This is a genomic window from Trichocoleus sp. DQ-U1 (genome assembly GCF_039961925.1).
In the GTDB taxonomy this organism is placed as follows: domain Bacteria; phylum Cyanobacteriota; class Cyanobacteriia; order Cyanobacteriales; family FACHB-T130; genus FACHB-T130.
Genome location: NZ_JAMPKB010000004.1, coordinates 79,556 through 100,644, shown reverse-complemented (window position 1 = coordinate 100,644; position 21,089 = coordinate 79,556). Strand labels below are relative to the sequence as shown.

Annotated in this window: 17 protein-coding genes; 7 read left to right on the top strand and 10 right to left on the bottom strand. The window is 46.4% G+C overall.

Translation table 11 applies throughout. The features are described from left to right. The first annotated feature begins 78 nt into the window (after positions 1-78). The 4 genes from NDI34_RS02930 to NDI34_RS02915 all read left to right on the top strand — a co-directional run bounded on the left by NDI34_RS02930 (position 79) and on the right by NDI34_RS02915 (position 3,104). Positions 79-792, top strand: a complete 714-nt coding sequence (locus tag NDI34_RS02930) for a hypothetical protein (protein ID WP_348231794.1) — start codon at positions 79-81, stop codon at positions 790-792. A 106-nt stretch (positions 793-898) separates the two neighbouring features. Further along, complete coding sequence (locus NDI34_RS02925) at positions 899-1,969, top strand: CHAD domain-containing protein (protein ID WP_190430590.1); 1,071 nt, start codon at positions 899-901, stop codon at positions 1,967-1,969. An 80-nt stretch (positions 1,970-2,049) separates the two neighbouring features. Further along, the gene (locus NDI34_RS02920) at positions 2,050-2,475 is read left to right on the top strand and encodes a thioesterase family protein (protein ID WP_190410709.1); all 426 of its coding nucleotides are present in this window, start codon (positions 2,050-2,052) and stop codon (positions 2,473-2,475) included. A 278-nt stretch (positions 2,476-2,753) separates the two neighbouring features. Then, positions 2,754-3,104: a hypothetical protein gene (locus NDI34_RS02915; protein ID WP_190985621.1), complete on the top strand. Its 351-nt coding sequence runs from the start codon at positions 2,754-2,756 to the stop codon at positions 3,102-3,104. Between the two features lie 73 nt (positions 3,105-3,177). Here NDI34_RS02915 and NDI34_RS02910 read toward each other — a convergent pair whose 3' ends face one another. From NDI34_RS02910 to NDI34_RS02890, 5 genes are all read right to left on the bottom strand, one after another. Further along, positions 3,178-3,627 carry a hypothetical protein gene (locus NDI34_RS02910; RefSeq protein WP_190410707.1) on the bottom strand — a complete coding sequence of 150 codons (450 nt, stop codon included), beginning with the start codon at positions 3,625-3,627 and terminating at the stop codon, positions 3,178-3,180. Between the two features lie 279 nt (positions 3,628-3,906). Continuing rightward, positions 3,907-5,454: an alpha/beta fold hydrolase gene (locus tag NDI34_RS02905; RefSeq protein WP_348231793.1), complete on the bottom strand. Its 1,548-nt coding sequence runs from the start codon at positions 5,452-5,454 to the stop codon at positions 3,907-3,909. A gap of 479 nt (positions 5,455-5,933) precedes the next feature. Next, positions 5,934-7,016, bottom strand: a complete 1,083-nt coding sequence (gene uvsE / locus NDI34_RS02900; protein WP_348231792.1) for a UV DNA damage repair endonuclease UvsE — start codon at positions 7,014-7,016, stop codon at positions 5,934-5,936. A gap of 214 nt (positions 7,017-7,230) precedes the next feature. Then, positions 7,231-7,869 (bottom strand): hypothetical protein, encoded by a 639-nt coding sequence (locus NDI34_RS02895; RefSeq protein WP_190535458.1) that lies wholly within the window; start codon positions 7,867-7,869, stop codon positions 7,231-7,233. Between the two features lie 124 nt (positions 7,870-7,993). Further along, positions 7,994-9,145 carry a hypothetical protein gene (locus tag NDI34_RS02890; protein WP_199300549.1) on the bottom strand — a complete coding sequence of 384 codons (1,152 nt, stop codon included), beginning with the start codon at positions 9,143-9,145 and terminating at the stop codon, positions 7,994-7,996. Positions 9,146-9,488: 343 nt separating this feature from the next. On the opposite strand from NDI34_RS02890, the gene dacB reads away from it, so the two are divergent. Beyond that, positions 9,489-10,994: a D-alanyl-D-alanine carboxypeptidase/D-alanyl-D-alanine-endopeptidase gene (gene dacB / locus NDI34_RS02885; protein WP_348231790.1), complete on the top strand. Its 1,506-nt coding sequence runs from the start codon at positions 9,489-9,491 to the stop codon at positions 10,992-10,994. 131 nt (positions 10,995-11,125) lie between these two features. Here the strand turns inward: dacB and NDI34_RS02880 are convergent, their stop codons facing one another. Beyond that, positions 11,126-12,184, bottom strand: coding sequence for an ABC transporter ATP-binding protein (locus NDI34_RS02880; protein WP_348231789.1), 1,059 nt, complete (start codon positions 12,182-12,184; stop codon positions 11,126-11,128). Positions 12,185-12,766: 582 nt separating this feature from the next. On the opposite strand from NDI34_RS02880, the gene NDI34_RS02875 reads away from it, so the two are divergent. Then, positions 12,767-14,008 carry a hypothetical protein gene (locus NDI34_RS02875; RefSeq protein WP_348231788.1) on the top strand — a complete coding sequence of 414 codons (1,242 nt, stop codon included), beginning with the start codon at positions 12,767-12,769 and terminating at the stop codon, positions 14,006-14,008. Positions 14,009-14,346: 338 nt separating this feature from the next. Here NDI34_RS02875 and NDI34_RS02870 read toward each other — a convergent pair whose 3' ends face one another. Together NDI34_RS02870 and NDI34_RS02865 are read right to left on the bottom strand one after the other, a co-directional pair. Beyond that, a complete protein-coding gene (locus NDI34_RS02870; RefSeq protein WP_348231787.1) occupies positions 14,347-15,933 on the bottom strand; it encodes an iron ABC transporter permease in 1,587 nt (528 codons plus the stop codon). Positions 15,934-16,058: 125 nt separating this feature from the next. Beyond that, complete coding sequence (locus NDI34_RS02865) at positions 16,059-17,165, bottom strand: extracellular solute-binding protein (protein ID WP_190666488.1); 1,107 nt, start codon at positions 17,163-17,165, stop codon at positions 16,059-16,061. 278 nt (positions 17,166-17,443) lie between these two features. On the opposite strand from NDI34_RS02865, the gene NDI34_RS02860 reads away from it, so the two are divergent. Further along, entirely contained in the window at positions 17,444-17,572 is a 129-nt protein-coding gene (locus tag NDI34_RS02860; protein ID WP_348231785.1) for a hypothetical protein, read from the top strand. Between the two features lie 153 nt (positions 17,573-17,725). On the opposite strand, the gene NDI34_RS02855 is transcribed toward NDI34_RS02860, so the two are convergent. Together NDI34_RS02855 and NDI34_RS02850 are read right to left on the bottom strand one after the other, a co-directional pair. Then, on the bottom strand, positions 17,726-18,505 hold the full coding sequence (locus NDI34_RS02855; protein WP_348231784.1) for a superoxide dismutase: 780 nt from the start codon (positions 18,503-18,505) through the stop codon (positions 17,726-17,728). 180 nt (positions 18,506-18,685) lie between these two features. Then, positions 18,686-21,043: a TonB-dependent receptor gene (locus tag NDI34_RS02850; RefSeq protein WP_348231783.1), complete on the bottom strand. Its 2,358-nt coding sequence runs from the start codon at positions 21,041-21,043 to the stop codon at positions 18,686-18,688. Positions 21,044-21,089 lie beyond the last annotated feature (46 nt).

Here is a 21,089-nt window from a genome sequence, read left to right as displayed (position 1 = left end):
TATACAAATCTCTAGATCCAAGAGCCTATTCTAGGATCTAGAATGGAACACTGCATTAGGTGTAGTGAGAGAATATCCGTGCTGAACCTCGACTCCTTCTTCCCCCAAGAAATGACGACCGCGCCCGAACATCCCCTAGCAGCAAATCGAGATTTGCCGATTTCGGGACAAAGCGCATCTAAGGAAAAAATTCGTCAGATCCAACAACGCGATCGCATTCCGGGAGTCGTCAAGCGGATAGTTTCGTTAGATGCGAATACTTTCTGGGAATATTGGTGGTGTGTTCCGGGGCGCATCTTGCTACCGGAAGATATAGAACTTTTAAGAAGCGATCGCCTGCGTGTAGAAGCGATCCTGTCAAAACTGGTTTGGCTGTTTGGCGGTTACTGCTTTGGAGACGATACTCCCCAGCAGGGAGAGCAAAAACCCATCTATGATTGGCAGCAAATCATAGAATTTGCCCGACAGCACGGGTTTGAATCTTATGTACTGGATATCGATTTTCTCCCCAGCGCCATTGAGCTTGATAACCGAAATTCCCAGCTAACTGAAAAGACTTCCTCTACTACTCATGTTGCCGTTGAACCCGCTCATTGGCATATTGAGTTTTTTCGACTGCAACCCGCCGAAGCTGAATTTTTTGAGATTCAGGAAGTAAAAAACCTCTGTAGCTGCCAAATCTGGACTGGCAAGCCGTTCCTCAAAAACCTACAGACTGGCGAAGCCGTAACCCGATACGACTTGTGGGTTTCCTATCCGGGTCATATCACAAATACTCCCTGGATGCAATAGACTCCAATACCAAAACCTGGGTGGAAATGTGGTACTTTAACCGTTCAACTCAACCCTGTCCTGCTATTAACTAATCCAATCCATCGCGTTTAGAGCCAATATTGTCATGAAAAAGCATACTCAAGAAAAAGCCAAGACTTTAGGAGACTGGGCATACCTAGCGATTGAAAAACACTTTCAAAAAACGATTAAGCACGAATCTGACGTTATCAAAGACAAAGATCCAGAAGCGTTACACCAGATGCGCGTGGGAATTCGTCGCCTACGTTCGGCGGTAAAAGGTTTTGCACCCGCGCTGGATCTTCCCAAGTCAGCCCAAGAAAACAAGATTGGCAAAATTGGTCATCGTCTTGGCGGTTTGCGGGATTTAGACGTGCTTCAGGACGCCCTAAAAAATCGTTACCATCCGAATTTACCCTCTAAAGAACAGAAATCTTTAAAAGAGGCGATGAATGCTCTGGATAAACAACGCCAGCACGCGCTAGAACAAGTCCGGGATACCCTGGAGCATCAGCAATACAACAAACTCAAGCAATCGTTGCAAGGGTGGTTGAAGCATCCGACTTATCAAGAAATTGCTCAGATGCCGGTAGAGCCGGTTCTGCCAGATTTACTGTTGCCAGAGATAAGTCAGTTATTGCTCCATCCAGGTTGGTTGCTAGGAATTGAATTTAAAGCTGGACAGATTGAAGGTAAAGAACTAAAACAATCAGCTGTATCGCGACTTTTAGCAGATGAGGGAGAAGTTCTCCACAGCTTGCGGAAAGAAGCCAAGCGCGTGCGCTACCAAATGGAACTATTTTCTGACTTCTATGGCCCTGCTTATGCAGGTTATCTGCAAGACGTAAAGTCAGTTCAAGAAACTCTGGGGAAAATTCAAGACTGCGTTGTTTTAGTAGATGTGCTGAGTGAGGTCTTGCACTCCAAACTCAAACACCAACTGCCAACACTGACTGAACAGCTAGATCAAACTGTTTACGAAGCGTGGCAAGAGTGGCAACCCCTACAAGAGCGTTACTTAAATTCCCAAACACGACAAGCCTTTCACCTGGCATTGTTGCAGCCGCGCGATGAAAGTGATATTGACAATGAACCGAAAAATGAACATACAAACGAACACAAGAATCAACAAAGTGGCTTAAAAGATGGGACTAGCGGTATCGGTTTTGGCACATAGCTTTAGGGATGCAAAAGGAGCTTTTATTCTGTAAAACGATGGGCTAGCCTGAAAGTTGGAAAAAATATTCTGATTAACGGATGCAAAAGTTCATAAGCCGACTGCGCGTGCGATACCACGAGATGGACTCCTTGGGGCACGTTAACAATGCAGTCTATCAGCATTACCTAGAACATGCAGCAGTCGAACACGATGAACATCTCGGCTTTAACCAGAAAGTCTACCAGGAACTCGGCGGCGGCTTTGTAATGCGGCGGATCGAGATAGACTATCTGCGTTCTGCTGTTGCAGGCGATCGCTTAGAAATCACCACCTGGCTGCACCTAATTCAAGGAACCCGTGCTATCCGCCGCTATGAAATCCGCAAACAGGAAGAAGCTCCTCTATTAGTCACAGCAGAGGCGTTGTGGGTGTGGGTGGATCTTGCCGCAATGCGTCCGCGAGCCATCCCTAAGCAGATCCTAGATGCCTTTGGGCAATTGTTTGAGTCTGCAGTATCCGAATAAAAAATCCCTTGCCTAAGGCTAATTAAGTCATTAGTCACCAGTCCATCGTTATGGGTCATGCATTCTTTGTTACTGACCCATGACCTATGACTTGTAACAATCTTTAATTATTTTGACTCCTTGAATATATCTTGCGGCAGAAGGGTGCGCGATCGCCATACCCGTAGAATCTCTCTGGTCTAATCAATTGACCACTGGTTCTATAAATGACCTTGATGGTCAGCGATTCTCGCGTATTGCCAGATTCTACGAAATACAACAACAAGGAGAATTAAATAATGCAGCGCATTTTTTCAGCATTAGGGCAAGCATTTCGCAACAGTATTTTGATTCTGGTTACGGTGAGTTTGCTTAGCCTCTCCAATTTATTCATTTTTGAAAATCAGCCTGCTTATGCAGCGACAAGCTCAAGTGCAAATATTAACCGTACTTCAGACCCTACTGAAGACGCTAGTTTTCGAGAAGAAGCTTACGAAGAAGCCGCAGAACAAGCTCGGAATCCAGATAAGCAGGATGAGATTTACAACGAAAGTGTAAAAGCAAACAAAGGGCCACAGGCAGAGAATGGCTTAGTTGAAGGAGCCAAAGAACTGGTTGAGAAAGTAACAGGTCAAGGCGATAGCAAATAGCTATTTGGGTAATTGATTCGTGAGTCATTAGCCCTTGCTACGGATTAATGACTCATGACAAATGGCGTAATAATTAGGGATTAGACTTAGCGCAATTTGGAACGTCAGCACCAGCTTGTCTCTTTGATAAATTGACTTCCCATCCAGGTAAGTTCCACCAGACAACACGCTTTTGCGGCTGTATCCAAAAGTCTAGATGGTTGATATCGCCGTTTTTAAACACAAGCGTTGGAAATTTTGGATAGTCGCGATCGCTCGTTTCTGAGTAATTGCGTCCGAAATAATTCATGCAAACTCTTAAGCCCTGAGCAACGCCCAATTTTTCAACTCCAGTGCCTTTTAAGGTTGAATCATCGTAGCTAAGCGTTCCACTATATGATTGTCCGGCTAATGACCCTTGAGTCACATTAACCGTGAAGTCATAGGTAACGATAGACGCTTGGGCTTGACTGGTTGCGATCGCAGCAGAACCAAGAGTGACAATAGCGATCGCCACTGAAAATTTGGGGGACAGGTTGAGCATGGCAGTGTTGATTGATGTTTTAGAGGTTAGTTGTGAGTATCACTCATGAGATGCAATAAACAGGACAATTTCAGCGATTCTTGAGTCCTGGTGGATAGGAATGCTTAATGGACAGTTGCCGATGTACAGGGATTTAGATAACTATCAATTGCGTTATTGAACCTAAAAAGAGAATTTCACATTAGATTCCGTTAGAAAATTGCAGAAATTCTTTCTTTTGTACCACGTTTTTTATTGAGAATTTATTTCAATACATGAAATTTTGTTTGACATCGACCTCTAGATTAACCCTTGCACTTGTAATTCAGGAATTAGCATATTCATAATTAGCTGATGATCTTCGTGACCAGCATTCCGATCTACAAGAGAGGTCGCATTGTTGCCAAACTTATTATTTTGCCCTGCCCAAGCTGCAAGTGCCCGATCTTCCGCAGACAATAGGTCTGCTCTTCCACCGCTTGTAAAGAGTACAGGTAAATTGGCTCCTCCTGGCAGATTCAATATTTTTTTAAGTTTTGCTTTCGTATCCATGCTGCCTGCTAAAGCTTGACCAATACGTGCCTCTACTTTATTGCTACCATGCGCTTGCGCTGCTTTGTAGGTGCTTGGCATTGCCCGGTCTAAAATCAAAGCTTTTACGTTTTCGCCCCGACTCTTCATAACTCGCTTCACTAAAGTAGCGGCTACTGGACCTCCTAAAGAATAGCCATGAACAATGATGTCAGTTGATTGGACATTCAATGTATTTCTCACATAGTCATACATGGCTTCGGCATCTTCATAGAGTCCGGCTTCGCTTGGATCGCCCCCGCCGTTACCGGGTCCATTGACGGTCTTGTAACTGCCTCCAAACCCTCGATAGTTTATAGCTAAAACTTGTGCCCCAGTAGGGACATACTCACGAGCAATCTTTGTCATATATTTCTCTGCTGAACCATCACTTCCCGATAAAGTCAGAACTGTTGTGTTTGCTCCACCAGCAACGGGGGTATAGAGTTTTCCTGTAAGAGTATTTCCATTGGTGCTTTGAATTGAGACCACTTGCGTAGCGATAACGTTGGGATCAATAAATCCACCACCCGAGGTATTACGACGAGCAGTCTCGTCCCCAAAAAGCTCATTCCGGGCTACACCAGCTACATCATTTGCTACTGTTTTCGCACGCTGGAGTGTAGGGCTATGATTCACATGAGTAACTAACTTTCCTTCGTGCTGTAGTTGTAACTGGCGCTGAATAGTTCCCCTATTTTGCTGTACAGTTTTTCCCAGTGAAGGTTGCAAGGTTGTTGGAGAATTTAAGCGATTGATTACTTGAGCCGCAACACGATCCGCTTCCTGCTCATACTTATTTCCTGGCTCCCCAATGGTCAACTTTGCCTGTATTGGTGGTTCTGACAACTGTTGCGAAGAGTTCAAGGGCGATCGCTTTCCCCCCAGTTGCACTCCAGGTGTCCCTAGCCGACCCATAGGCTGGATTTGTGGGGCAGCTTGTTCCCCAGGCAAAGTAACCGCAACCTTAGAAAAGTCAAATCCGCTTCGCGATGCCCTTTCCTGGTTCTGCTCCCAGTAATCATTCATTTTCGCTTGCAACAGACCTAACTGTTCCTGCTCGACAGGGGTGATGGTGCCACGCTCTTCCTTGAGCTGAAGTCCAAAAGCTTCAAACTTGTTCTGATTAAAAGCTTGATTCGCTAACTCTTCTGGTGTCTGTTGCTCCTTCGGCTTCATCTGTATGGGAGCCGCAAACGGGCGACTTCTAAACTGAATCGTCGGCTGTGGTATGTAAGACTTCTGCTTTTGGAATGAATGCGTTCTCTCAAATCCCATATCAGCCTTTGCCTCTGGTAGTGCGTGTCAAGTGGTATCAGATGCCCTTGATTATCGGTACCGCTGCGATTTCTATATCATAAAACAAGCAACAAAATACTCTAAGATTAATAAACTTGATTGTAAGTTTTGAGTCAATCCTATAATTATAAATTCTAAAATTATGTCAGCTAAATAACAGTTTGCAAGACATCTATTTCAACTTGATGGTTCAACTTGATTGAACCTGGCTAAAATCCTTATTTGGCGTGTTCCATAATCTTTTTTCTATATCTGTTGCGATAATTATAAAGATGAGTGACAGGACAAATTTTCTTAAAAACTGGCAGAAGTGTTGAAAGATAGCTCAACACTTCTGGGCAATTTGGTATTTTGTGCATTACTACAACGCATCATTACCTGTTTAGGACTACCAAATTAAGTTGCAATATTCAACGCAAAGGTACGCCAAGGACAACGCCAAGGTTTGCAAAGAAATATTAGTCGCCGTCCAAGTTTGAACTCAAAACTTTGTCCTTGGGTTGTTCAGCTTTCTTAGAAGTCCGTTTTTTTTGCTGAGTTTTCGGTTTAGTAACCTTGTCCTGTGGCTTCTCTTCTAGCGGTTTGGGTGGGGGTGCGGTGCCAAAGACAGGCGACCATTCTTCTCGCAGTTTCGCGATCGCTTCTTCCTTCAGTTTCGCTTCTATCTCAATCCAGGGAACGTTGCAGTAGGCACTGGGCATCACGGTGATAAAATCGCTATGATGCGGATCGCCAAAGGATTCCCGCCCGTTGGAGATATGAACTAGCTGCCATTCAGGTACGGGCCAAGTCGTCCGTGCTGCTGCTTTCATCTGAGCGATGCTGGGGTGTTCGTAGCTGTCCAGCTTTTCGTGAATAACGTGGTGATGGGCGTCAAAGACCATTGGCACGCCAGCTTCCTGGCAAACAGCGAGAATTTCGGCTGCGCTATAGGCGTATTCGTCGTTTTCTAGGGCTAATCTTGAGCGAATTTCATCGGGTAAATCGCGGATGACTTGGATCAGCCGCTCAGCGCGATCGCCCTTACCACCATGTATCTCCATCATCGCCCAAGGCGATCGGGGTTGCCCCAATAAATCCATATTCCGGGCGTGCATCTGGAGAATCTTGATACTGTTCTCAATCACAGAGGGTGTATCTGAACTGAGGACAACGAACTGATCCGGGTGTACGACTAATCGGATACCAAGAACCGTTGCGCGATCGCCTGTTGCTCGCACCTGTTCCGTAAATTCCTCTAGCATCGCCTCACCCAAATCAGTATCGGCAAAAGGAAATATCCCTGAGGGAAGTCGATAAAGCCGGAGATTATTTTCTACGCAGAAATCCAGCGCATTATTTAGGCGTTGCAAATTGTCGGTATACAGCTCCCGCAGCACTTGCTGCTGTTCCGCTGTTTCTAGTTGCAATAGTCGTTTGCGAGTGAGGGCGCGGTAACGCACTTTGTCAGACGTTGTGATGCACACCAACCCCAATTGGGGTGGTGATTTTGTAGAAGTGGAATGCGCGTTTGTCCGGTTAGGCAGATTGCTTATCATCATTGTTTTATCCTTAGTCTTCGTTTGGTTTCAAAAATTTAGCTCGCCAAAGCGGTTTGTTAAAAAAATATTTGACAAATTCAATAGGACTCAATCCAGTTTTGTTCGTAAAAAAACGCGAGAATTTTCGCTGCGTAGAGACGCGATGAATTGCGTCTCTACAATCTCGCTGTTTAACGAGCCATGTTATCCGAACTTTGCATTTACCCTCGCTAAATTAATTAGAAACCGGCACGCCTTTAAATGGCTGGGTATTGGGAATATAAATGTCTAACGTATTGATTCCCTGCGGAACTTGTAGCCAAACATAGGCATCGGCTGAGGCACCTTGTCCAATGCTGCCAAAATCCACTGAAGGAGTCGCACGTTTAGGAGAAACCGCCTTGTAAGTCTCGTTTGTATTCGGATTGCGGGCAGTTATTGCAGATGGGTTTAAAACATCTATATCTGGATCGGTCGGACTTGCAACCCGTCGAATCCGAAACTGCATATTTACGACATTCCGAGATCCCGTTTCTGGATCGGCAACGCGCCTTACCGAGAGTAATTCTACTTGTGCCTTGCTGTTAAAAGCCGGTTGCACAAACTGCCCTGGTTGAATTTTGGCGTTGGTGTTGGTGGCGTTAGTCGGAGTAAGCACTGGAGAGGCGGCGCTAGTAGGGCTGACGGTGGGAGTGCTGTCTGCATCTGGTGTTGGGCTAGATGTTGGCTCTCCGATAGGCGTCGAACCGCTTTTTAAATTAGCGATCGCGTTGAGTTCCTCCCGCAGTTCAAAAACTTGATAGGCACTGAAGCCACTGCCAATAATCGCCAAAATTGAAAGTACAACTGCGATGCCAGATAAAAAATTGCTCATACGTTTTGGTAAGGGGTAATGGATCGTGAGTCAGAAGCAACGAACTCAGAAGAAATGACTAAAGACTCATGATTATGGACGAATAATGACTGACAAATCTCCACGATCCATTACCGATTCCCTCCTATTTAGAAATGGGCACATTCTTAAATGCCTGTACCTCCGGCACGTAGAGGTCAATAGAATTGACGTTTTCTGGCACCCTCAGCCAGACATAGGCATCTGCCGAGGCTTGTGGGCGCAGCTGGAACAAAGAAACGCTTCCCGTCGAGCGATTAATCAAGTCAACGGCTTTGTAGGTTTCGCTCGTCTCTGGATTCCGTCCAGTGGTTCCGCCCACAGTAATGATGTCACCTCCAACCACTCGATCCGCTGACAGACGCCGGACGCGCATCTGCACGTTTACCACGTCGCGGTTTCTGGATTCGGGATCTTGAATTCGCTTCACAGACAGCAACTCTACTTGTCCTTTGGTGCCCAAGGCAGGCTGTACAAATTGACCGGGTTGAATGTCAGCGCTGGGCGCTGGCGCAGCTGGCGCAGTAGTCGCGGGTGCTTGAGCTTGGGGCGATGGCGCGATGGTGGGTACTGGGGAAGCGGGGGCGGTTCCACCCACTGGGCTGGTGTTCGCATCCGCAATCGGCACATTTTTAAACGCCTGCGTTTGATCGACATAGATATCGAGGGTACTAACACCTGCGGGGACTTTTAGCACGACATAGCCTTCTTGCGGTTGCCCCCGGCGCATCTGATATAAAGAAACCGTTCCTGATGAACGCTTTAAGGGATCGAGTGCTTGATAAGTTTCGCTGGTAATCGGATTCCGGGCGGTTGTCCCACCGGCATTAATCAGGTCTCCTCCCACCACATCGTCTGCAAGACGATTAATTCGCATATCCACGCTGACTTCATCGGGCGCACCGAGAATTCTGCGGACAGCGATTAATTCTACCTGCCCTTTGTTGCTTAAAGCAGGCTGAACAAATTGACCGGGTTGAATGCCAAGGCTGGGTGCTGGGGCGACTGGAGCAGTTGGGGCGATGGTGGGGCTAATGGTTGGGCTGACGATTGGGCTAGCAGTCGTCACTGGAACTTCTGCGGGAGCGATCGCATTTTCTTGTTGCATTCGCTGATACAGCCACCAACCAGCAGCAACTAAACCCAATGTCGAAAGTGCGCTTAATAGAGCAACCAAAAAATATTTACTTCCGTTGTTCCGACGGGGTCCCTCTGTATGGCGATTGCTTTTCTCAAAATCGCGCTCTTGAAGTGCCATGATTATAAGTACCTATTTTTTTCGGTTGTAAATACAAAAAAAGCTATGATTATTCTGTATTTTATTCACTTTTCAAGACTCAATAAGCTCTACCATTAGAAATATTTTTATTGCTAAACCAAGTTGTGCTTTTGCACCTATCTAAGGTAATATTTTCACTAACAAATCAGTTTTATTCGGAAAAATCTGAATGGTAAGTAGGTTGTCAAAAGAAAGTATCAGCTTATCCCAGCATAAAAAAATCTGTAGTTCCAAAAAAACAAGTTTATCTATTTTTAGGTTTTTCCCGCGGCCCTACTTATTCCTAAAAATTACTAAAATCAGTAAATGCCTGAGTTTCCTGTTGCTCCTAAACACACAATTGCTAGCCTGGCAGGAAGCGGCGAGGGCAAATAATCCCGCTGTTTCTCCGGATCCTTCGATAAATTCAAAGCAGGTTTCTCAAGCAGAAAAACCTCAATCCCCTGCGTTGGTTTGTCCTGCCCAACTAGGAAACGCGATTGAAGCTGTCACCAACCGCCCGGAATTTTCTCGTACTCGTTGGGGAATTTTAATAGAACCATTATCGACAAATTCAAAATTTCCAGAACGCACCCTCTACAGCCGCGAACCAGACCGTTACTTTATCCCCGCATCGAATACAAAGCTGTTGACAACAGCAGCGGTTTTAAACAAATTAGGTTCTCAGTTTCGGATTCGCACCTCAGTTTATGGCACAAACGGGGGAGAATTGCGCGTTGTCGGACGAGGCGACCCCAGTTTTAGCGATACCCAGATAAGAGGCTTGGCACAACAGCTAAAGCGCCAGGGAATTCGTCAGGTGCAGCAGCTCATTGTCGAGGATGATTACTTTCAAGGGCAGGCAGTAAATCCCAGTTGGGAATGGGGAGACCTTCGGGCAGCTTATGCGGCACCCGTTAATAGTTTGATTTTGAATCAAAATGCCACTGTGCTAACCCTATCACCGCGATCGCCTGGGCAACCGCTACAAACCGCTTGGATCGATCCAATTGCGATCGCGCAATGGCGACTGGAAAATAATACGGTGACAGCGGAAGCGAAATCACCGGCAGCGATCGCCGTTAGCGCTGTACTGGGGAAACCCGTATTACAGATTAAAGGTCAGTTGCCTGCGGGTGCCGAACCTGCATCCTTGGGTGTGGCAGTTCTCGACCCCGCCCAGTATTTTTTGCAGCACTTCCGGCGGGCTTTAGTAATTGCGGGGATTCCTGTCGCACAGTCGCAGGTGGGATCTGGCAAGGAAAGCCGGGAGGAACGGGAATTAGCTGCTGTGGAGTCGCCGCCGTTAGAAACTCTGTTGGTGGAAACGAACCAGAATAGCAATAATCTCTACGCAGAAGCTTTATTGCAAACTCTGGGTGCCACCAGCAAAGGCGAGGAAACCCCACCTTCAGAGAATTCTGCGGCAATGGGATTGGCTGCTGTCAAGCAGACTTTAACGGAATTAGGCGTCGATCCTAATAGTTACGTGATGGCTGATGGTTCCGGGTTGTCTCGTCATAACTTAGTGAGTCCAAAAGCACTGGTACAAACGCTAGAAGCGATCGCGCAAACCAAAGAAGCCGCAATTTACCGCGCCTCTCTCCCGGTTGCCGGTGTCAGTGGCACCCTAAAAAGTCGCTTTCAAAATACCCCAGCCCAAGGCATTGTGCAAGCGAAGACAGGAACGATGAGTGGAACGGTTTCCTTATCTGGGTATATGAATCACCCAGAGTATCAAACGATCGTTTTTAGCATTCTCGTCAATCAATCGGACCAATCTGCCCCAACGATACGGCAGGCGATGGACGAAATTGTGCTGCTACTCACTCGCTTGCGTCGCTGTTGAGTGCGATACATCTGTAGGGGCATGGCAATCAAAAAGCCCCGACCAAGCCCAGTTCGCCGGGTCGGATTTGGAGATCCCCCAACCCCCTTAAAAAGGGGGCTATGAGCAATTTCCCTAATTTATCGAGAGTTTTAGTTGGGGAAAACTCGAACGCTATCACCGGCAATCGATAGCTGCACTCGCGTTCCTACCGGCAAGGCGGTATCAGTCATCGTGCGAGCGTGGAGTTCTTTACCAGAGGGAGTTTGGAGGCAATATCGGTACTCGCGTCCTAAAAACCGTCGGGTTCGGATGACAACAGGTGCATCAGGAAATGGCTGTAAGATCAAGTCTTCCTGGCGAATCATGAGTTCGCCGGTGAGGCTAGAAATGGGGTCTTGCCGTCCGTTAAGGGCGACATCAAAACAACCGACTTCTGTTTCCCACAGATGACCTTGGCGTTGGGCGGGAAGGAAGTTGGCTTGAGTGACAAATTCGGCAACAAACCGCGAGGCGGGGTGGGTGTAGATATCTTCCGGCGTGCCCAATTGCTCTAAATGTCCTTGACGCATAACACCCACCCAATCAGAGATGGCAAGTGCTTCTTCCTGGTCGTGGGTGACAAAAATTGCTGAAGTGCCAATTGCCTTGAGAATCTCTCGCACTTCTTCGCGCAACCTCAAACGTACTTGGATATCGAGATTGCTCAGAGGTTCATCGAGGAGAACCAGCTTTGGTCGCGGTGCTAAGGCACGGGCGAGGGCAACCCGTTGCTGCTGACCGCCAGAGAGTTCGTGAGGATAACGCTTTTCTAATCCTTGCAGACCGACAAGCGCGATCGCATCTTGCGTGCGTTCCTTGACCTGCTGTTTACTCAACTGTTGCAACCCAAAAGCAACATTCTCCGCCACACTCAGATGAGGAAACAGAGCATAGTCTTGAAAGACAATTCCCACGTCCCGATGCTCTGGCGGCACCCAACAATGGGAATCAGCAACCGTTCGCCCCGCAATCTCCACGCTTCCGCGGTAAGGTCGTTCAAAACCTGCAATCAGCCGCAACAGTGTAGTTTTACCGCAGCCAGATGGCCCCAGCAATCCTAACAAATCCCCTGGCTGCAAAGTCAACGTTACATCTTCAACAGCCGGAACTGTATTTTGGCTAAACTGCTTCGTTACATTCTGTAAGCGTAAAATTGCCGGTGGTTGCATAACTCAAAATTTAAAATAGGCGGCTTGATTAAATAGCTCTTTGGCACAACAAATAATTTCAGGACTTACACAACTGTCACATGCGATAGCGAAGCGCTGCTGCGAAGCGCAGATTGCATCTCCACAATTAGGCCAAGGACATGGCTAACGCTGGACGCCTGAGTTGAGCAACTAATTTTCTCCTGAGAACCTGAATGTCAACCCTACGACAAACATTTGCAATGGTACGGGACCTGTAGTGGTAACAACAAGCTCTGGCAGGAATGCAAAGAAGAATAAAATTCCCTTTGGATTAGTGATACTGGTGACCAATCCAGTCCAGAAAAGTCTTCGGTAAACAATCGGAGTAACCGTTTTCGATGACTGAACCTGCTGCTTGCTCATCAACATTTGTACTCCTAAGAACAAATATATAGCACCAGCGAAGCGTATTAAATTAAACAGAAGCTCTGATGCCTGTAGCAATGCTGATAGCCCCAGCATGGCAAAACCAATTTGTTAGGTTCTTGTAGGAAGTCGTCTTCGGTTGCTAAAGCTGAAACATCAACATTTCTTGTTTTCAATCCTTGCTTCAAAGTTGCTATGACGCAAATTGCTGAACAGTCTCCAAATAAATTAGTTCTCCGCCAGAATTACGTGTCCTTCGGTCGTGTGTTCCGAGAAATTCTCGTGACCGGGATAGGAGTTGGATTCCTTCTCTGGACCGGGCCTGCAAAATTGAACTGCCAACGGATAGAACCGACGCAGGTTACGTGTCAGTTAAGCAAACCGGGCTGGTTGGGGTTGGGGGTGTGGCAGAACACACCCATTCGTAATTTGCAGGCTGTGGAGTTGACAACAAATATAGATGATGGGGTATTTTACCAAGTTCTGTTACAAACCAGTGAAGGTGAAGTTCCTTTAAGGGAATATAAAACTTCTGGGTTGGATAATACACAGGAGAGTGTTGATCGCATCAACACCTTCCTAAAAGACCCTACAGCAAATCGCTTAAGCATTGCACAGGTGGACTGGTTGCAGTGGTCTGGGTTACTCCCTGGTATGTTCTTCCTTGTGGGAATCAACGCGCTGTATGTCAGTCTTTTGAGTATCCGCTCTAAATTAATCGAGTCTTATTGCATTGACCAAACCCAGAATCGACTGACTTACCAATATGGGAGTCTGTGGAGACAACGCCAGGAACATTATGATTTTTCAGATATTCATCGGGTTGTTTTAGATGTAGACCCTTGGGCAAAGGTACGGCTCTTTGTCGAAATGCGATCGGGCGAGTTACTGTGTCTGTGTGGGCAGGCTCACCCATCTGTAAAGTCTCCCTGGGAGGGAGCAGAGTGGCAACAAGTGCAGCCAATAGCAGATGAGGTCAGTCGTAGAGTTTACTGTCCCTGGCAATTGGCACTTGGATTTGGGCAAACCTGGATTGACAAATATGTAGCTCCAAACCCATACGCAAAAATGACCGCACAGTGGTTGAAAGCGAACGTGCAATCATCTAAAGTTTGGGTCTTCGATCGGTCAGCCCACTGTATCATTTCCCAGGACAGTAATACGGTCAAGACCTACACGCTGAGGGATTTTGTTGATGTTCGGGTTCAGCTGACTCCTAGTAGAAGACTAGTTCCAAAAGAAGATGGTGATGGTGACAAATTCTACGATGTCAACTATCAGATCGTTTTAGTGTTGACTTCCAACAGACAGGTTGCAATTCAGCACTATTTCAGCCGCGAGTACAACTGGAAACCCGAAAGTGGCAAGCAGGCAACCGCACAAGTTCGGGCAGAAGAGACGGCTCAACGTATCCGCCAGTATGTCCGCAAAGATTAGCACAGCGATCGCCATCATCCATCAGGAAGGATCGCGTGCATGAGGAGAAACGCCTTGCCATACGGGGCATAGCGTAGTTCTTCTGAGCGATCGCGCTTTCGTGGTGTTCTTATGCGATCTGCGCTTCGCAGCAGCGCTTCGCTATCGCAGTACCAGTTGCGTAAGTCTTGAATTCGATAAAAACCATCTAGATAGCAATCTTAAGTAATTCTTGAAACTCTCTTCCTTGGCGTCCTATAGCGAAGAGAGCGCATCTCTCTAGCGCATTCGCGCCGCTTCGCGAACGCTAGCGCGTCCTTGGCGGTTCGTCAAAAAAATCTCCTACAAACCATTTCCGCCTACTTATAACTCCTCACACGCTCTTGAGATAACAGTAATAAAGTCGAGCCAATCGAAACTAACAACATAAATAGAGAGCCAGTTGCTGCCTCAGCAAACTCAACATTTTCCGTAGCTTTCCAAATCTTTACAGCCAGGGTTTCAAAGCCAATCGGTGCTAATAGCAAAGTAGCCGGTAATTCTTTAATTGCCGTCAGAAACACCAACACAGCTCCAGCAATAACACCTGGGCGCACCAGCGGAAGCGTAACTTCTCTGAGAGTTTGCCACGAACTTCTACCCAAACTCCGCGCCGATTCTTCCAGCTGCGGATTCACCTGTAAAAGCGAACCCCGCACGGTTCCCACCGACTGGGGTAGAAACAAGACAAGATAGGCAAACACCAACATCGGCAGGGTTTGATACAACTGTGGCAAGTAGTTTGCCCCAAAAAATACCAGCGACAGCGCCACCACAATTCCAGGCAAGCCAAAGCCAATGTAAGAACAGCGTTCAATTATTGAAGTAATTCGCCCAGGAAACCGCACCGCTAAAATTGCCACAGGTAAGGCAAAAAGAGTGGCGACACCCGCTGTAATTCCTGACGCCAAAATGGAATTGAGTGCAGCCGGTACCAGATTCGGAAGGCTGTAGCCATTATGGAGTCCGCGAATCAGCCAGAACACGGTAATGCCAATAGGAAGCACTAAAGCGATCGCTGTCACGACCGCACAAAAAGCCACCGCAGGCCACTTCCAACGCCCCAGCAGCAAGACTTTAGGGGGGCGCTGGGAGGTGGAGCCGCGACTATAGTATGCTGCACGCGATCGCGCTCGGTACTCTAACCACAAAATCAACAACACCAGTCCCACCAATACCAACGCCAAAGCCGCCGCTGAATTGCGGTTAAAACTTGCCTTGTACTGCAAAAAAATCGCTCGCGTAAAGGCATCAAACCGCATTAACGACGGCGTCCCAAAGTCCCGCAGCGAGTACAACGCCACCAATAAACCCCCAGCCACCAATGACGGGCGCAACTGGGGCAAGATAACGCGAAAGAAAGTAGCTTGACCGCTTTGACCTAAACTCCGGGCGGCTTCCTCCAGGGTGGGATCAATTCCTTGCAATCCAGAACGGACACTCAATAGCAGATAAGGGTAGGTAAATAAGGTGAGTGCCAAAATCACCCCAGGCCAGCCGTAGATCGAAGGTAATTCCTGCACCCCCAAAGGTTCCAGCAACAACTGCAACAAACTACCCCGTGGCCCAAAAGTGGCAATCAGCGTAAAACTCCCTACATAGCTAGGAACTGCCAAGGGTAAGGTAGTCGCTATTAGCCAAAATCGGCGTCCCGGTAAATCGGTTCGCACGGTTAAAAATGCCAGTGGCACGGCAATCAATGCCGAACACAGGGTCACGATTGCCGCCATTGCCGCACTGTTGAGCAAAATGGTGAGAGTTCGGGCACGGGAAACTAATTCCCAGAGCGCTTCCCCACCGACACCAGCCGTCCGGATGACCAAATAAGTCAGAGGCAGAGCGATCGCGATCGCTACTGCCGCTGCTGTTAAAGTCAGAAATAAAGGGGGTCGAGCTGCTTTCTCCAATCAGTTAATCGATATGAGGATTAACAACCAGCAATTCAACAAAAGTGCGGAAATAACATCACTTTTGAAGGCTAGTAATGGGTAATAAGAGTTATCAGTACTTATTCCCCATTCCCACAAACGACTTAAATTACCTGTGTCTCCTGCAAAAGCTTCAACGTTGCATCCAAGTCGTTCAGATTGCTTAAGTCAATGGCAGTCGCTTGGCTGGGAATTCCGTTCAGTGCTTTTAAATTCCCCGCCGGAGCGATTCCCGAAGCTAGTGGATACTCATAAGTCTTGGTGGCAAAGTATTTCTGAGCATCCTGAGCCAACATGAAGTCCACAAACTTCTGAGCAATATTGGGATGTTTTGCACCCTCTAAAATTGCCACGCCTGCCACGTTAACTAAGGAACCAACATCATTGGTAAAGTGATGATCCACCGGAGCTTGGGGATTTTCTTGCTTGAACTTTTCTAAGTAATAGTGATTGACAAATCCGACCGCAATTTCCCCACGGGATAGCGCTTCTACAATTGCCGCATTTTTGGGGTAAGTTTTGGGATTGTTGGCTTTAATGCCTTCTAGCCATTGCTTAGCTTTCTCATCCCCTTGCGAGACGCGCAAAGCGGTGACAAAGGACTGGAAGGAGCCATTCGTAGGTGCCCAACCAATTTTTCCTTTCCACTTTGGATCGGTAAAGCCAGTGATAGATTCTGGTAAATCTGCTGCCTTAACTAACTTGGTGTTGTAGTCTACTGTCCGCACTCGACCCGTAATTCCAACCCACTTCCCATCCGGTGAGCGGTAGCGGCTTTCTACCCGATCGAGCAGTGAAGTTGGCAACTGCGATGCCCTACCTGCCTTTTGCATTGCTCCGAGTGCCCCGGCATCTTGAGCAAAGAAAACGTCAGCCGGACTATTTTTACCTTCTTCCAGAATGGCTGCTGCTAACTCAGCGGTGTCGCCATAGCGGACTTGTACTTTCGCCCCAGTTTCCTTTTCAAACTGTTTAATCAGGTCGCCAACCAGTTTCTCGTCCCGTCCTGAGTAGACCACCAGTTCTTTTTCCAATGGGCCGGTGGCGGCAACTGGGCTGGCAGATGGACTGGCGGCATTCGTACTGGCAGGGCTGCTGGTTGGGGAGGTTGCATTGGGAGTCGTGGCACTCTGGTTGTCAGAGCAGGCGATCGCTAACCCACCGCTCGCAGTTGCCAGTCCCATTAAAAACACAAACTTTCGACGCTTCACCAGGTTACTCCTCAATAAAATCTTATATTGACAATGTTTTTTAACTAGGTAGCTAAGAACCGTTTGTTAAGTTACCACAAACAAATTCTCCACCCACTACCTGTACAAAGGGTTGCTTTTCTTTGAAGCCATCTTCTATAGCCTGTGTTATCAACTTTTAGTAACGTAATTGACAACCTTTGAATATAGCTGCAAAAAGAGTTATTGTCAATTATTATCATTAAGCTACAAAAATAGCGCTGTAGATGCATTGGGTTCCCAGGATCGGGAGCATCCTGATGAGAGCAAATTGCCCAGAGGCGGGAATCCGGCGAGACAAACGAAGTCCATCTAGCACTGCAAGAGCCACCTCGCGCTTCACAGCCTCAATTGAGCCTGCTAACCAAGGCTTCGAGCAACTAGGCTAGGCCGGGATGGCACTAACACAAAGAGTTTGCAAATAAATTTCCGGATTAAAGCTAAAGTAAGCTTTAACTTACTGGTCAGCCTTTAAACCCGTTTAAACGGGTTTAAACTATTAGCCCAAACTTTAGTTTAGGGCTGAAATCAGCGGCATTCAACTAAGCTGATGCTTTCTCAAATCGCTGGTTTACTGCATTCCAATTAACGACGTTCCACCAAGTATCTAAATAATCAGCACGCTTATTTTGGTATTTCAAATAGTAAGCGTGTTCCCAGACATCATTGCCCATAATCGGATACATTCCTTCCATCCACGGACTATCTTGATTCGCCGTACTCATCACTTGCAACTTCCCATCCTTGCCGCGAACCAGCCAAGCCCAGCCGCTGCCAAAACGCTTGCTACCGGCTTCATTAAATTGCTTTTTGAAAGCGTCAAAACTGCCAAAGCTTTGATTAATCGCTTCGGCAATTCTTCCCGTCGGCGCTCCACCAGCATTGGGGGCCATGATTTCCCAAAACATCGTATGATTTACGTGACCGCCGCCGTTATTGCGTACTGTAGTACGAATATCTTCTGGCACGCTATTGATGTCACGAAGCAATTCTTCAGGACTCTTGCCTTTGAGTTGCGAGTATTTATTCACGGCTTCATTCAGATTTTTGACGTAGGCGGCATGGTGTTTATCATGGTGAAACCGCATCGTCGCCTCATCAATATGGGGTTCCAGAGCATTGTAGGCATAAGGTAAAGGCGGCAGTGTAAAAGTATTTGCCGTTTGCCCCTGCTGTTGTGCTTGCGGTGTCTGCTGCTGTGCTTGCTGGTTTTCACTTTTTGGAGTTGTTTGAGCTGCACAAGCTGCGGGGAAAGCCCCAATGACGGCTGCTCCGGCAGTGCCACCTAGCAGAAACAGGAAATTTCGACGATAAAGAGCCATAATTCAATCAATTTCGGTAGAAAGTTGCGCTTTCATCAAAAATTACACCTGTCTAGCGGCATAAATACCTCTATCTCAAGGAGGTAATTTCGGGATGATGACAGGATTGCGTTAAGCGATCGCTCTGACAAAAAGCAGTAAAATTCTACTCTTACCCTATCTAATACCTATCCAAAATTTTTAAAAATTCGACTGTAAGCCAACTCGTAAAGTTAAACCGGGATGATAGATTCGATTAGCTTTCTCGTACCTTACATCAGCTAAATTTTCTAAATTCACTGTAATCCCAAAATTCTTAGTAATCGGAATCCGACCGCTCAAATCTAAATTTAAAAAGGACGGGGAAAAATCTTTGTTACTCTCCCCAGGATTATTAAAGAAAGCTCTCCGTGCCCCGCCGTGGTAACTTGCATATAGATTCAATTGCCATCCTCCACTCGCATAACCAATCCCGAATTGTCCTACTGAGTAAGGAATTAAACCTAGTTGTAATCCCTTCTCCAAGCCGGTCTCGATTCGCGCATCTGTATAAGTATAGTTAAGAAAAGTTGACCATTGCGGAGTCATTTGCCACCGTAATGCGGCTTCTAAACCATTTGTATTAACTAGACCAATATTCGCCCAGCGTCCTGATATAACTCCGAGGCGGTCGTTTAAACGGCTGCCGAAATAGGTAAACTGTCCTGCCAAATTTTCTAAAAACTGGATATCGACTCCAGCCGTCCAAGAAGAGCCGGTTTCTGGATTTAGATCCGGGTTCGGCAACCAGTTATGAACCGTATCAAAAACATACAATTGATCTAATCCAGGATTGCGCTGAACCGAAGCCCAACTGCCCCGCACAGCCACCGTTGGAGTAACAGCCCACCGTCCCCCGACACTGGGATTCAAATAGCTCCCAAAGTCACTATTAAAATTTTGTCGCAGACCAAAATCTGCCTGTAATGAGTTGCTTATTTTCCAAGTATTTAAAGCAAATATTGCTGTATGAAACCTATCTCTGTTTTCACTTTCGTTCAGGGTAAGCTGATTAGGGACTGTACTTAAAACATTCCCATTTAAGTAGCTATTTTGTACATCGAAGCCCCAAGTTAGAGTATTTCGAGGAGATGTTTGCCATTGATGCTCTACCCTAGCATTGAGAGCTTGGGAATTCAGAGTACCAGTCCGGTAGAAGATATTTTGAGTCGGGCCATAAGTATTAAAGTAATCCTGATTGTACGAAAGTGTCGTTCTCAGAACAGAATCTTCACCTTCTCCTAGCAAAGCCTTCCAAGATAACCCAATATTAAAAGCATCGTGGTCTAATCTGTCTCTTTGCAGAGGAAACCCGAAATAAAGTAACCCCCGACGACTGCTAATTTTAGAAGCATCTAAACTAAGAGTATTTCTCAAATTCAAATCTAGCGAGATCCCGCCAAAGTAGTTACTAGTTGCGGTATCTCCGTTAAATAGAAGACCTTCAGAATCTCGATTTGCTGCACCTTTAGGGACAGCATAACGATTATCTGCTTCGTACTCTTCATAGCCGAGATTAAATCTTAGATTGTCCGCAGAACCCCCGTAGCTAATCCGATAGTTGGACTGATTAAAAGAGCCATATTCAACTGAAGCATTGAGTTTAGGAACTTCTTGCCCTTGTTTGGTGATGATATTAACAACTCCTCCAAAAGCTTCCGAACCATATAAAGTAGAACTGGTGCCGCTAGATAATTCCACTTGTTCAATTGCTTCTACTGGAATGCTATTGAGGTCAGTAGCGCCATGATAGGTATTAATATTCGTGTTGATTGGTCGGCCATTGAGGAGAAAAACAGATTGATTAATCGAATGCCCTCGGTAGTAAGTACCTGTATGAATATCTGCCCCGAAACCGGCATCATTAATGGCAAATCCAGGAAGCCCTCTCAATACTTCTGCTGCACTATTAGCGCCTTGCTTCTGAATTTCTTCTTGATTAATTGTATAGACGGGCGTAGATGTTTCTGGAAAAATTTCTCTTTTCGCCGTTACGACTAATTCAATTTCTTCATTTGTTCCTACTTGAACTTCTGGCTCAGTTGCCAACTCGCTTGATTCAAATGCTTCAGGCGTTTCATCAGACTCGCTATCAGGCTCAGATGCTATGGAATCAGTAGTATTATCTAGGTTGAAAATAAGCGCGGAATCACTTTGATTAACTTCTCCGGGCGGAATCCCAGCTTTTCCAATTATGACTACCTGAATACTATTAGAATCCAAAGGAGTAACAGATACAGCAGTAATTGCATCAGTAGGGTTGTTTTGATAGAAACGACTCCCTTCGGGTAAGCTCAACTGAGCATTGATGATGTTAGCGGTAAAGATATCGTTGTTGCTGGATGTCAAAATTTGAGAAAGTGTACCACCCGTAGTTTCTAAAATTACCTGAATGCCGTTACTTGTTGGAATTAAACGAATGCTAGTGACTTGCGTAACTTCAGCTAGAACTGGATGGCAAACTAATACTGCTACAGCATTCGCTACCAAAAAGCTATTGAACAGTAAGTGTTTATTCATATATTTTTTTCAATAAAGTTTTAGTTAATAATCGTTTTAGCTAATT

Coding starts and splice junctions, on each gene's coding strand:
- uvsE (WP_348231792.1), bottom strand. CDS start 7,016: ATGATGATAAGCAATCTGCCTAACCGGACAAACGCGCATTCCACTTCT.
- NDI34_RS02855 (WP_348231784.1), bottom strand. CDS start 18,505: ATGGCTCTTTATCGTCGAAATTTCCTGTTTCTGCTAGGTGGCACTGCC.
- NDI34_RS02915 (WP_190985621.1), top strand. CDS start 2,754: ATGCAGCGCATTTTTTCAGCATTAGGGCAAGCATTTCGCAACAGTATT.
- NDI34_RS02860 (WP_348231785.1), top strand. CDS start 17,444: ATGAGAGCAAATTGCCCAGAGGCGGGAATCCGGCGAGACAAACGAAGT.
- NDI34_RS02910 (WP_190410707.1), bottom strand. CDS start 3,627: ATGCTCAACCTGTCCCCCAAATTTTCAGTGGCGATCGCTATTGTCACT.
- NDI34_RS02875 (WP_348231788.1), top strand. CDS start 12,767: ATGACGCAAATTGCTGAACAGTCTCCAAATAAATTAGTTCTCCGCCAG.
- NDI34_RS02890 (WP_199300549.1), bottom strand. CDS start 9,145: ATGGCACTTCAAGAGCGCGATTTTGAGAAAAGCAATCGCCATACAGAG.
- NDI34_RS02850 (WP_348231783.1), bottom strand. CDS start 21,043: ATGAATAAACACTTACTGTTCAATAGCTTTTTGGTAGCGAATGCTGTA.
- NDI34_RS02905 (WP_348231793.1), bottom strand. CDS start 5,454: ATGGGATTTGAGAGAACGCATTCATTCCAAAAGCAGAAGTCTTACATA.
- NDI34_RS02925 (WP_190430590.1), top strand. CDS start 899: ATGAAAAAGCATACTCAAGAAAAAGCCAAGACTTTAGGAGACTGGGCA.
- NDI34_RS02920 (WP_190410709.1), top strand. CDS start 2,050: ATGCAAAAGTTCATAAGCCGACTGCGCGTGCGATACCACGAGATGGAC.
- NDI34_RS02880 (WP_348231789.1), bottom strand. CDS start 12,184: ATGCAACCACCGGCAATTTTACGCTTACAGAATGTAACGAAGCAGTTT.
- NDI34_RS02895 (WP_190535458.1), bottom strand. CDS start 7,869: ATGAGCAATTTTTTATCTGGCATCGCAGTTGTACTTTCAATTTTGGCG.